Source organism: Caballeronia arationis (genome assembly GCF_001544975.2).
Lineage (GTDB): Bacteria > Pseudomonadota > Gammaproteobacteria > Burkholderiales > Burkholderiaceae > Caballeronia > Caballeronia arationis.
This window is the reverse complement of sequence record NZ_FCOG02000167.1, coordinates 1-11,002: the sequence shown is the minus strand read 5'-3', so window position 1 is coordinate 11,002 and position 11,002 is coordinate 1. Positions and strand designations below refer to the sequence as shown.

Annotated in this window: 14 protein-coding genes and 1 pseudogene; 5 read left to right on the top strand and 10 right to left on the bottom strand. The window is 58.2% G+C overall.

Annotation, left to right across the window (positions count from 1 at the left end):
- Positions 1-77: 77 nt before the first annotated feature.
- Positions 78-374, bottom strand: a pseudogene (locus AWB81_RS37280) (manganese catalase family protein); the annotation flags it as partial.
- Between the two features lie 409 nt (positions 375-783).
- On the opposite strand from AWB81_RS37280, the gene AWB81_RS37275 reads away from it, so the two are divergent.
- Positions 784-972, top strand: coding sequence for a hypothetical protein (locus AWB81_RS37275; RefSeq protein WP_087135452.1), 189 nt, complete (start codon positions 784-786; stop codon positions 970-972).
- A gap of 131 nt (positions 973-1,103) precedes the next feature.
- Here the strand turns inward: AWB81_RS37275 and AWB81_RS45240 are convergent, their stop codons facing one another.
- The 5 genes from AWB81_RS45240 to AWB81_RS37250 all read right to left on the bottom strand — a co-directional run bounded on the left by AWB81_RS45240 (position 1,104) and on the right by AWB81_RS37250 (position 5,429).
- A complete protein-coding gene (locus AWB81_RS45240) occupies positions 1,104-1,730 on the bottom strand; it encodes a general stress protein (RefSeq protein WP_144444303.1) in 627 nt (208 codons plus the stop codon).
- A 96-nt stretch (positions 1,731-1,826) separates the two neighbouring features.
- A complete protein-coding gene (locus tag AWB81_RS37265) occupies positions 1,827-2,297 on the bottom strand; it encodes a DUF2382 domain-containing protein (protein WP_062642964.1) in 471 nt (156 codons plus the stop codon).
- Between the two features lie 30 nt (positions 2,298-2,327).
- Positions 2,328-3,053: a YrzE family protein gene (locus AWB81_RS37260; RefSeq protein ID WP_235026103.1), complete on the bottom strand. Its 726-nt coding sequence runs from the start codon at positions 3,051-3,053 to the stop codon at positions 2,328-2,330.
- 266 nt (positions 3,054-3,319) lie between these two features.
- Complete coding sequence (locus tag AWB81_RS37255) at positions 3,320-4,249, bottom strand: hypothetical protein (RefSeq protein WP_062642962.1); 930 nt, start codon at positions 4,247-4,249, stop codon at positions 3,320-3,322.
- Between the two features lie 964 nt (positions 4,250-5,213).
- A complete protein-coding gene (locus tag AWB81_RS37250; RefSeq protein WP_062642959.1) occupies positions 5,214-5,429 on the bottom strand; it encodes a CsbD family protein in 216 nt (71 codons plus the stop codon).
- Between the two features lie 102 nt (positions 5,430-5,531).
- On the opposite strand from AWB81_RS37250, the gene AWB81_RS45235 reads away from it, so the two are divergent.
- A complete protein-coding gene (locus AWB81_RS45235) occupies positions 5,532-5,735 on the top strand; it encodes a hypothetical protein (RefSeq protein ID WP_144444302.1) in 204 nt (67 codons plus the stop codon).
- Positions 5,736-7,322: 1,587 nt separating this feature from the next.
- Here the strand turns inward: AWB81_RS45235 and AWB81_RS37245 are convergent.
- Positions 7,323-7,631 (bottom strand): hypothetical protein, encoded by a 309-nt coding sequence (locus AWB81_RS37245; protein ID WP_062642969.1) that lies wholly within the window; start codon positions 7,629-7,631, stop codon positions 7,323-7,325.
- A gap of 174 nt (positions 7,632-7,805) precedes the next feature.
- Between AWB81_RS37245 and AWB81_RS37240 the strand changes: the two genes are divergently transcribed.
- Together AWB81_RS37240 and AWB81_RS37235 are read left to right on the top strand one after the other, a co-directional pair.
- Positions 7,806-8,120: a hypothetical protein gene (locus tag AWB81_RS37240; protein ID WP_062642958.1), complete on the top strand. Its 315-nt coding sequence runs from the start codon at positions 7,806-7,808 to the stop codon at positions 8,118-8,120.
- A 58-nt stretch (positions 8,121-8,178) separates the two neighbouring features.
- The gene (locus tag AWB81_RS37235) at positions 8,179-8,547 is read left to right on the top strand and encodes a phage holin family protein (protein WP_327373188.1); all 369 of its coding nucleotides are present in this window, start codon (positions 8,179-8,181) and stop codon (positions 8,545-8,547) included.
- A gap of 744 nt (positions 8,548-9,291) precedes the next feature.
- Here the strand turns inward: AWB81_RS37235 and AWB81_RS37225 are convergent.
- From AWB81_RS37225 to AWB81_RS37215, 3 genes are all read right to left on the bottom strand, one after another.
- Entirely contained in the window at positions 9,292-9,528 is a 237-nt protein-coding gene (locus AWB81_RS37225) for a hypothetical protein (RefSeq protein WP_062642954.1), read from the bottom strand.
- A gap of 14 nt (positions 9,529-9,542) precedes the next feature.
- Positions 9,543-9,812: a DUF1488 family protein gene (locus AWB81_RS37220; protein WP_062642951.1), complete on the bottom strand. Its 270-nt coding sequence runs from the start codon at positions 9,810-9,812 to the stop codon at positions 9,543-9,545.
- Between the two features lie 134 nt (positions 9,813-9,946).
- Positions 9,947-10,300 (bottom strand): hypothetical protein, encoded by a 354-nt coding sequence (locus AWB81_RS37215; RefSeq protein WP_062642949.1) that lies wholly within the window; start codon positions 10,298-10,300, stop codon positions 9,947-9,949.
- 413 nt (positions 10,301-10,713) lie between these two features.
- On the opposite strand from AWB81_RS37215, the gene AWB81_RS37210 reads away from it, so the two are divergent.
- A partial coding sequence (locus AWB81_RS37210) for an ImuA family protein (RefSeq protein ID WP_510183681.1) occupies positions 10,714-11,002 on the top strand: 289 nt, incomplete at its 3' end.

Genomic DNA, 11,002 nt, shown 5'->3' with positions numbered 1-11,002 from the left:
TGGCTACGGTCATCGTCGCTCCTGTTACGGGCAGTCTCCTGCCAAATGACCGTTTACACAAAACTAATTACACCCTCCGAATCATTGCCGCCGCCCGTGAGCGACCGGTACAACTCAGCTTCGCTCTCGACCGCTTCGGCGAGTTGCCCTTTCGCGCCCTTGTTCAACATCGCGACAATCGAGCCGATGATTTCCAGGTGACTCAGTTCCTCGGTGGCGATATCAAAAAGCAGGTCCTTACGGCCCGCATCGTCTTCGCCAACAGCCTGCGTGAAGTACCGACATGCAGCGGCGAGTTCGCCTTGCGGGCCACCGAACTGCTCGAGTAAAAGATTCGCGAGGCCGGGATTGGGCGCGGCGACGCGGACGGTGTAAAGCTACTGCTCAAGACGCTCGCGGAAGAAAAGGCAACGGACGAAAAACTCACCCTGCTCGCGAAGCAGCAATTGTCCAAAAGAAGAAACCGGAAAATAGCTATGGGGCGTCCGGCATTCGCCATCTGCTGACCCGATTCAACCTCCGGATACCGCCTTTGCGACACGCGCGCTCGAGGATGTCTCCTCGGGCGGCGGTCGTCACTGAAAATAGAATTTGCTATCGTGCTAGCGCCAAGCGAATCAACAAATAAATCGTGGAATCGATCGCTGTGCGCGTTGCAAAGTTCGCGCTCGAAGCAGGTGATCGCGTGCATGATCGACCGTCGCGACTATTCGTCGAAGCCGACCCTTCTCTGTTGCCGAGGGACCAGATTTTGCTAGCGAATTCAGGAACAGGGAGACGACCATGATTCCGTTATTAGGCATACTCGCATTGGTGGCCGGCGTCGCGGGATGTGTCAGCGCGCAGCCGCCTTACGACGGATATGGTGGACCTGGCTATCCGCCGAGCACCAGTATTGGCATCGGGATCGGCGGCAGCACTTTTAGCGGAGGCGGAGTGGGCGGCGGAGTCGGTGTAGGTGTCGGCTTTTAGGAGAGACGACGGCTCCTACCGGGTGCTGCCGTGTCGGAGAACGGTTTTTCAATGAGATGGCGACTCGCAAATCGTTTCGGTTCAGCGGCAAGACGGCGTATGGGTATGGTCGGTTCTTTTCGACGACCCGGTCAGTCACCGCGTCGTGGTAATTCGACAATCGCGTTTAGTCTACATCTCGTACGAGGCCGCCTATCAAAGATGCACAAGCCACCTCCGAACAGATGCGCGACGGCTCTGATGCACCGGATTAAACTCCGAAATGGAGGCGGGATCAACGCAGTTGCTTTTTTATCAAGTGCTGGCGACCGATCAATCATCGTAAGATCGCTCGAACATAGCGACCTTCTGGCCATTGCGAAGCAATGCAAGGAAAAGCCGATTGCGATACCTGACATGCGCAGGTGCTTTCGAGAATGGGCGACTTTGGTCAAGACCGCCCCGCCCCGGCGCACTGCCTCCCGGTAATGACCCGCTTCTTCCGGTCCATCGTCATCGCCAAAGAGATTCTTGAAAAAATGTTCAATACGCGCCATTGCACCGCCCTCTGCCTCGCCGGAGGAACGGCCTACCGTCACATCGCGCGGCGTGACGTCGTCCGCCGTCCCCGCAAATCCTTGGGCCGGCAGGTCGGCACCAACGTCGTCTCGTGCATGAATGTTCAGGTCCGATCGTGCGATACCGTCCGCCTCTAGCCGACCCGCGGCTGCTTGAGCATCGGCGTACGAATCGAATACAGCCACCAAGGTCTGAGCCATCGTCAATCTCCAAGTAGTCGAAAAGGCGCCATCGAAGCGAAGGCCGCCTGTGAACGTCATCACGCAACCGCTGTTCCCGCTGCGAGCGTCAGAACGCTAGGAGTTCGGTAAGTCGTCCTCGACCCATGCGCCATGAGGTCCGTTACGCCGCTCAATGACGATCGTCTCGACTTTGACGGGCACCTCCCGCAACTCCTCTTTTTCAAGGGTGTGAGTGGTAATGTGCACTTCTTCCTTCAAAGTTAGCTGCATCGTTACGACGGGAACATATTCAAAAACAGGCACGATCAAGGTATCGCCTTCTTGACGCGGCCCGTACTCTGCTTCTACCGGTCGGTTTACGGACACGCGCGTCACGCCGGTTGTCGTGCTACGACGCGCTAGCGAGATCGATCGCATTTCATTCGTCACGACCTTTCGAACTCTCACCGCCCCGGTCTCCGTTTCTACCGAGTCAACGCTTATCTCTTCCTGGATCGCCGAGATAGCGACAGCGGCGGCCGGCGCCGATTCGGACGACGAAGCCCTTTCCTTCTCAGGATGGTCGGAAACGAAATTCACATCCATCGTCGTGCTCCAAAAAGGGTTCGGGCCAATCTATCGGACGGTGCCACTCGGACGGGTCACGCGCCCTTGCGAGGTGACGGTCCCGCCGTTGCGAAACGAACCCCCGCTTTCTTCGAATGGGGGTTGATGGCGAAAGCCTGCCCCGCCTGACACGATGGCGATGATCGCACCCACAATTAATGCCGCGAAGGAATACCAACTCGCGCGCGCCACGCCTCTCGCTGCCATATCCGCCGCTTGCCTGGCATCTTGCTCGGCCTGCGGGGACGAGGCGGCTGAAGCTGCTGATGCAACGGCTGCTTGCAATTGCTGGGTTGCGGAGCTCACAAGCGAACCGCCCGTGTTGCCATTGGGCTGATTCGCGGCCGCGGCACCAACCTGTGCGCTTGTGGCAGCGACGTGTCCGGCGGTGCTCACCGCACTGCCCACCAACGACGTCATTCCGTAGGCGACCAGCAAGACCATGACCGCCCAAGAAAGTAGACCGTGAAGCCATCCGAGCACTGGCGCACAACGACCGGCGAAGTATGAGCCAATAAACACGGCCACTACGGTGGTAAGAATCACCCAGATGCCCGACCCGAAACCGAATCCATGCATCGGATTTGGCTGGGAGAGCGGGGAGAGCAACGAGGCTCCGATGGCAGTTCCTAGCACGCTCATGAGCAAATACACGATGAGAGAGAGGATAACGCCGGCAATGACCGGTCCCCAGGCGACGCGCGGAAGCCCGTCCTGGGTAGTGAGGAGTCGCATGATAGTGTCCCTAAGGAAAAATTGTTCCACGCGTTGGGGCATGCAGGCCCTACTTCTCGCGCATGGGTGTCCCCTTTTATCGCAATGGCCGTGCCACCAGATCAGAACCTTTTGCTCTCGAGGTATAAGAACAAGCGGTGCGTTGATGCAGGCCGTATTTGGCCCTCCTGGCGCATTGCCCCGCCGCCATTTGAATCAGAAAGAACGCGACCGAGATAAGGCGACTCAGTCGCCATTCGCCTCGTCCCCAGATTGAAACTCCAGGCTCAGTCGAAAGGGATATATCCCTTCGTTCCCAGCGACCACGAAGCAATCACTCCTCGTTCGACTTCCCGTCCCCCGAAGAGGGCACACACCTTCAATAAGTGCGCTCGAGCGGTTTCGGGAAGGCTAACAAACCATCCGGCGAGAAAAGCCTGTACGCGTGCGTCAGCCAACGCGTCGTAGGGGTAATCCACCTTTCCGATCAAGGCCGCCACGCGTTCGCAGGCGATCACAAAGCGAGCGCGCTGAGCTGCGTCCGGTTGCTGTACGTTGAGTAACTTGATCAGCCGGTTGCGCAGCGTCGCCGGATAGGCGCACTGAAGCACCATTTCCTGAAGGTGGAGGTAAAGCGGGGCGAGGGTTCCCGCCGGAAGGCGAGTCGATAGCGGAAAGCACGTCAGTTCCTCGCCGGCCGCGGCCCCGCAGGCACCGGCCATCAAGCACAGCAAACGTTGCCATTGCCGCGGCGACAGCCCATCGCGGTCGGTAAGACGTTCTGAATTTCGGCGCACTTCGCCGAAGCCTTTATTCCCTTTCGCCTTATTCGCCCGGGTGCTTAAGACCATCAAGTTCCAGGTCGCATAGCTGCCGTCGTTGTTGATCCTGTCTACGGACCAATCCGTCCCTGCACGCATCCCGTGCGTCAGCTCCTCAAGCGTCACCGGGCAGTGGGAGACGTCGATCATCCGCAAAAACGTGGGTGTCACCTCAGGCTGGACAATCCTGCCCCTTTGAAGCGCGCTCAAGCGCAATTGAAGCCACTTCGCTTGGAACCTATCCGCGTGATGCTGCGGATGCGGAAAGTGCACGAGGCCGGCACCGTAGCCGCGCATGACATGTTCGTCGACTTTCTCCGGATCGGGCTTTTTCCCAAACCTCGCTAGATCCCAGCCAAGGTCGAAACCGATCTCACCGTCATAATGCTTGATCATCGCTGCTCCAATGCGCGCGTGACTTGCTGGCACAATCAGCCGCCCCGGCCGAGCGGAAATCACGCTAGTGAAGAGCGTGGCGGCAAGACGTACTGCCTGTTTGGGGTTCCGCGTTATCGCGGTCGTACCTGCACCTCTTGCCGCGCGCCTTGTAAATCTCGAATTGCCTTTACATGGTCAGAGCATCGTGCAGACGAATACGGAAATCACCGCCAATGGCGGTTGACTGCATCTGGGCGCGCCAGAAGGCAATCGAAAGCGCTGGCTTACGACGCCTCCACTTCCACACAGTCCGGATGCAAACCCAGCTTTCCGAATGCCCGTTCTACGCCCTCTGGCGTATCGTAGGCCCCCAAAAGACATAACTCCGTTCCCCCGAATTGGAGCCGTCCGGTCCATCGTCCGCAGGAATTCCGGTAAATGCGCAGAATGGCTGTCATCTGACCTCTTGGCGGTGCGCCTTTCGTACGGTCGCCGTTCGTCATAACGGAGAGTCTCGTCATCGAACCAGAGTGTGACAAACGATCCCCGAGAAAATACGACGGCATCAGTCGACTGCGGTGGAGAAGCAATTAGTTGGCCACGAGAAACGGATGTTGCACGCAGGGAACGCGCTGATTCTCAAGCCCCGTGTGCGAGCTAGTTGGCCATCGTTACACAGCATTTGTTCAAACAAACCGTCAACACCTCGTCGCCTCCTTCGCAAGGGCTGAGACCCATTGAGGTCGGAACGCTGAAAGACTCATTTTCACCTACGTTAATTTGGACGGCACGGCTCGTCATAATCACGCGAACCTTCCCAGGACATGCGTGCGCGATCTCCTCGAATTTCAATCTGCGATCGTCGTTGTAGCGATTTATGTCCTAAAGGCGTGCGTTTAAACCACGCCTGCTTTGAAACTACCGTCTAAAGGTTCGCAAGCGTGAATAGTCGGATGCCCGCTTCTGCGGGCACCGAATTGCATCATGGTGCCGTCGTGCCGTCGTCGCGTTCAGCAGCGTCATCCGCCGCGTCCTTTAGATCTTCCTGGGCGTCGCCTACCTCCTTACGGGCCTCGCCAGCGATTTGCTGCGCGTCGCCTTTGACTTCCTGCGCGGAATCATCGGTCATCTTGCCAACGCCTTCGTTGATCTTGCCCTTCACTTTTTCGCCCACTCCCTTGACCTGGTCTTCATTCATCACCGTTCTCCCAAAGAGCGCCCGCCATCTCGCAGGCATGTTAAGACAAGCAAGGAAGGTGCCGGACGGTGGTTTATAGTGTGGCGAGGGAGGCTGATGCCAATGTCCGAATTGTCAGAAATTAAAGTGGAACGTCAGGCAGGCGGTTGGGTATGGGCGATTGTTTCAGCTCGTGCCGGTGGCGCGAAGTCAGTCTTTCTGCGGCAATCCAGCGAAGCGTTTCCGACGGAGGAAGCAGCGCTTCATAATGCCGCCAAAGCGCTTCAAGAACAGCGCGTCGCGCCACCGGGCGGGGATTCGGCATAACGGTTGCTGCGTTAGAGAAACGAAGCGTCTCATCAAAGGCGAGAGACCTCCGGGCGCAGGTGGGTAGCGCGCCCATAGTGCGTCGGAGCAGCTTTCGACTCCTCGACATTGACTGCCGCGACGGAAATCAAGCTCGGTCGAGCCGGCGCGCGCCATCCTCCGTGGCTGCACCGGCGTGAGGCGACTGACGCGCGAATCGATACGGTGCGGAGTGCGCTAACGCCATGGACACTGCCAGCAAGGTTGCACGACGGCAGTCCGCCCCATATATTGCTTTACGAGGGACCGCGGCTCCGCATTCGTCGATTTAGTCGAGCCTTTGCCGAAATGTCGCGGTGATCCAGCAGTACGGTCGTGCGTGTCGGCAAGCGCAAGCACCACAAATTCAAGGCGAGAAGCCGCAATCGCAGAGGAGGCCTAGCAACTCCCTCTGCAGGCCGCCACACGGCGCCGCACGGTCTGAACTTTCCCACTGAGCCTTGCGACATGGGCTGCTGTGTGGCAAAAAGGCGCATCAATGGGAGCGCCTGTACTATGTCTAGAGGGTCTTCACCTAATTCCATGACTGGAAGCGGAGGCTCGCGCCCGATCGCCACCAGTGCGCGATTCTCGACGCTGAGCGGACCCGGGCAGAAGGCGGTGATCCGAAGCGCAGCCTGTTCGAGCTTCATAGAGTCATAGACGCAAGATTACGCTGAAGCGCCGCGACGGACTCGCAAAATGACGCTGCGCTGCGATACGGATTTAAACGATAAGTCGCTCATGCACGGCTGAGCGGAGGTTACCAGATTCTAAGGATGGTCACCTATGCCACACGGGGCCTTTATCGCCGTTAGAAATTGCGCCGCGCGCTAGAATCCAGTGCGCGGCCCGCGACTAGGCCCAATCCGGTTCCGGCAGCGGGCGCTTGTCGATTTCCGCCATTCCGTACTGAACAGCGAACCTACATGCCTGCGCTTTGCATGGAAAATGTCCCAGAACCCCGGATGCGCGCTGCACTTCGTCTACTCCACGCACCACGAGCATTGCCGCATACAGCCCATCTTCGATGGTGGCCAACGGTATTATCACTTGGCGGTGTTAAATAATTTCGGGGTCGCTCATGGAGGTTTCTTCCAGAATGCGTTGTCTTCTTCAATTATGAGACCGCAGCTAGAAAAGCCGTCCGGGGTCTGCCCTATCTTAGACTACCCTAGACTCAGAATGGAACTATTTCGGACGCTCGCGAGTTTGCCCTCAGGTCGCCCTACAGAAACTGCCACGGCTGAAATACCCGAGCTAACGATCGTCGCGTCGGAGCGAGGGGCACCTGCGCCATTTCTCCCGAACTCGTCGGTTCTCAAGACTCGTGACTGACTGCCCCGGGGGACAGGTTGGTCTAACGTTTGAGATGAGGCTTATCCGTCTTGGTTTGCCGCCCGAGCAAGAAGCGCTCAACCGGGCACCAGCGAATGACGACTTGAAATCTGGGGCAGTCGACGCTGCCGGCATTTTCCCGTCAACTGAACATCGGACCTCCCATGCGAGCCGCTTCAAGCCGTCGTCCATGGTTCAAGCCTTACTGACCGGGAGCACGGAGCCGGAAACTCAGTTGATCGTTTCACCGCCGATCCGCGCAAGCGCAGCTTCAGCTTTCGCCACATGATCATCTTCCACCCGTGCGATTAGGATGAATCGCGACGACTCGCCCATCACGCGGAACCGGGCGTCGTATTCGTCCTCGTATCCGACCGATTCGACTGAATCGCCGGTAAGAAAATTTCCGCGCGGCGGACCAGCCTCGTCTCCCTGAAAAGTCATCTCGATGGCGCTCGGGCTGACCCTGGCGTCAATCAGCGCACGCCGCGCAGCCTCCGCATCGATTTGACTGGCAAAGACTCTCGCGATGGTTTTCATAGCATCTCCTTTCTCCAACAACGTGCTAACGAACTCCGCCTTCATCTACCTCTGTATTCGCAAGTGCCGTACCGGGAGTCTTCTCGGTGAACTCCCCTGGACGGGTCACAGTCGACGAGACCAGGCACGACGCGTGCGCAATCAATTCGACGTTTAAAACAGGAGGGACGGAAAATGGACACGAATGGGACCAAAGATGGAGCGAACGACGCGACGAACAAGGTCGTCGGCGTCGTAGATAACGCGCTCGGCGAAGCATCAAATGCCGTCGCAGGTCAAGTCAATGATTTGAGCGTTAAAGCACAACAGCTCTATGCCGATGCAACGACCCTCGTCCGCGATCGCACAGTTGAGAGGCCGCTGGCTGCTTTAGGCGTAGCGCTGCTTACCGGGTTCCTCGTCGGCGTCATATGGTCCGGCAGCGGCGGTACCTCCAAGCGCGGGACGGCCACCCGGCGCCCTGATCGCAGCCATGCAAATAGTTACTGATGAAAGACCCATATTCGCGGGCGACGGCATGTGCTGACGGGAGGGCGATATCGTGACCATGCAAGCAAAGTTTGCGAAATGGCGCAATGTCGGTCTATTTTGCGCGCAACGCGCCTCCGATTACGCTGAGTTGTTCAGCATCGAATTGGCGGAAACCAGATCGCGGATGCTGCATGAGGTCGTAGCGCTCGTCGCTCTCGCCATAGGTGCGCTATTTACCCTGTCCTTCGTCTCGATAGCAATCATCGTCACGGCGGCCAAGTCGGCCTACGTTGTGCACGTCGCATGGGGTGTTGCTGGAGCGTGGCTTCTCGTGACGTTAGCAGCGGTCTTTGTAATGCGATCGCAGCGGCCACCCGAACCGTTCAAGTCGTTGCGGGCCGAGGTCAACCGCGACCTGCAAGCGATTAAGGAGGCGAGCAAATGAAACACGAAGACGCTCAGTCAAACGTATTGGAACGAATGGCAGCATCCCGTGCGCGGCTGATTGCTGCACGCCAAACGATCGGCGCGTCATCTGCTCTCCGAGTGCGACGCGGTGTGTCGAACGTTGGACCCTGGCTGCTACGAACGCCTAACGCCGGGCTCGTCACGGCGCTTCTGGTCGGCCTCGTTGTCCTCGGACCGCGGCGAGCTCTTCAAACAGCACTTCAAGCCGGACTGACCACGTGGACGACGTCGACAGTACGAGCGTTCGCCGAATCATTGAAGTATTAGCACGTCGGTTGCGCTACGCGCATCCTTCACCTTCAATCCGCTACCGCTTTCGCGTTTTCACCACTCCCTGACGCTTTGGAATGCATTGTCTTACTTCATGGCACGTCTTCGAAGATAAAGAACCCATCGAATGGGTTCCTCTCTGGCGACGATCCACAAAGTCCGGTGTGCGCCGAACGTGAAGCCACTTGCGGAGCCTCCGCGTCCGCTTCACCCGAAGCGATATCACGGTCCAGTCTCGGGCATGAGGGTCGTCAACGAGCGTTCACTTTTCTCAACATCGACCATTCAACGATCGACAATCCAACCTGCCGCTGGATGACGGCAATGGGACCCCTATCACGAGAGGTTACGGTGTTAGTTAACGGCAGCAGAGGCCGATAAGCGGTCCCCTAAGGCTCGAATTTTGTGGCGCTGTGAACTATTACGCTGGCGATAGCAACGCTTCAGCGAATCACTCGGCGCCCTTCGTTTCTCGTTCAATCATCAACTCGTCAAACGCTTCCCGAGCGTCCTTCAATTCCTGCATCGCGGCGGCAAACCGCGCCAACTCAAGCGTGGTTGGGGCATATGAGGCGCCGTCTGAAAAATGGGCCTCAAGCGCAATCGAGGCTGTCTGTACCTCACGCGCGGCATCCGCGACACGCTCAAGCGCCCGCGCCTCGCTTGATTTTTTCTCGCTCTTCGTCATCTCGCGTCCGGCTGCTATCGTCCGAAGTCCTGTGACGTGAGTTTAATCACCTCGGTTGCCAAGCGACGAGCCTTGCGTTCAGCCATTGCGACGATCCTCTTTTTACCATCTGAAAACGCATGAAGGAGGTGAGCCTCGTCAGCATGCCGTCCCAGCCAGAAATGATCCTCAAGCGCCTCGCGACTAATGGAGCACGTGAGTCTCTTCCCACGCATCTCGACCTCAAACTCGACAGCATTCCCGTCGCGGGAGATCGTCGCCGACGGCTTAACGTTCGTATCCACATCACACCTGTGCGCTTTCTATAAAAATCGGCGGCTGCGTAAGCGCTAGCGGTCTAGCGCTTGGCTTCAGAAATCTGTTTGCGCTGACAGCCGCCGGATCACACTGTGTGCGACTTCGCTGCCAGCTCGCTCCTTTATTCTGCTGCCGGCAAAACAGCACACAGGGTCATCATTTTCTGCACCACGGTGCTCGCATGGTTCAGACCCATCTCGCCTGTAAAAAGGGCTTGGACATCCGATTGCCGCACGGTGATTCCCGCGCTACGCAAATCGCGCCGGGCAACCCGCAACGCCAGCTGCCCTATTTTGACGCGTTCGAGCCAGTGCATCACGACCGCATGCCGGCCAAGCCAGATGCGACAGCTTTCGACAACGTGGTCCACGCGCCACTCGTGCGTGAGCGAACGCGACGCCGCGGCCGTCGCTACCAGGAAACACGGTAACTCGGCGCGTGAGCCCGGCCGATCATCGATCTCGTGTTCAGCCATCGCTGTTCTCTCCTACATTCTCGCTCGTACGTCCCAAGTTGTTTGCGGACGAAGGCGCGCGTTTCATCGCCGCTGACCACGTATTGTTGCCAAACCCACGCCCGTCACACGTTTTTGCGATAGTGCGTGAATGACGCTCTTGACAGCCAACGCCGGTTGAAATCATTCGCTGACTTTATCCCGACTTTTCGCCTTTGGTACGTGGTCTTGAACACCGAAAAGCTCGTCTGAGCGCCCGCGGCGGCTCCATCGACCGATTTATCTGCGGCGTGGACGCAGTCAAAGCGAGCGTTGCGTCGATGCGCGTCGGTACAAGGATATCCATTCGATCGCCTGCCGGCGACTTAAAAGGGGCAATTCACTGTTCGCGTTTTCGATGTAAAGTACTGTACATCCATACAGTCATTCACGCCATGTCCGCCCTGCCAAAACACGTCGAGTCGATACACCCCGCGCTGTGGCGCGGGTCTCAGCTCGCGCGTGCGTACGGCAAGACGGTCGACACGGGCTATGCCGCGCTGTCGGCGGAGCTTCCTGGCGGTGGTTGGCCGCTCGGCGCGCTCGTCGAATTGCTGGTGCAGCAGCCTGGAGTGGGAGAGCTTCGGCTGTTGCGCCCGGCACTCGCCGAACTCAGCCGCCGGCCGGTTGCGCTACTGCAAGCACCCCACGTGCCCAATTCGCTCGCGTTCTCCTATCTGGGAT